The sequence below is a fragment of the Mediterranea sp. ET5 genome, assembly GCF_023337025.1.
Classification (GTDB): Bacteria; Bacteroidota; Bacteroidia; order Bacteroidales; family Bacteroidaceae; genus Phocaeicola_A.
In genome coordinates this window covers 1-518 of the sequence record NZ_JAMBLN010000047.1, presented here as the reverse complement: position 1 = coordinate 518, position 518 = coordinate 1, and the positions used below count along the sequence as shown (strand labels likewise).

Below are 518 nucleotides of genomic sequence, written 5' to 3'. Positions count from 1 at the left end.
CAGAGCTCTTGTACTACTTGTCTGTTTGTTGCATTCTTTTCAAGTATCTAACGCTTTGCAGCGGCTTTCCTTATCGAAAGCGGATGCAAAGGTAGAGCTTTTGCATATACACTCCAAACATTCTACGCACTTTTTTTGAATATTTTTTGAGGCTTTCTCCTAAGGGTTTCATTCACAGACATGTTTTACAACATGTTTTTCGGGGATTGTTACGGGGATATGACGGGAGAACGGGCGGGAAATGGGGAATTGATGTGGAGAGAGCATGGTGTTTGTTTGCGTTTGTTTACATTTTAAAAGGGAATTACAGAATTGGCGGGTATGGGAGATACATATAATAATGTAGGGGCGACCGGTCTGGTCGCCCGGTCCAATCATTATTGCCCCGTTATTATGGGGACAATATTATTTGTTGGCGATTGGGTGGTGATGAAACGGGTGTGTGTGGAATGTACATTGGTGGAACAAACAACCGTTATTGGACCGAGCGTTATTGGACCAACCGTTATTGGGTCGGG

At 43.6% G+C, this 518-nt stretch carries 1 protein-coding gene; it reads left to right on the top strand.

Going from position 1 to position 518, the window contains the following annotated elements; translation table 11 throughout:
• Positions 1 to 321: 321 nt before the first annotated feature.
• A partial coding sequence (locus tag M3087_RS14270; RefSeq protein ID WP_249096843.1) for a hypothetical protein occupies positions 322 to 518 on the top strand: 197 nt, incomplete at its 3' end.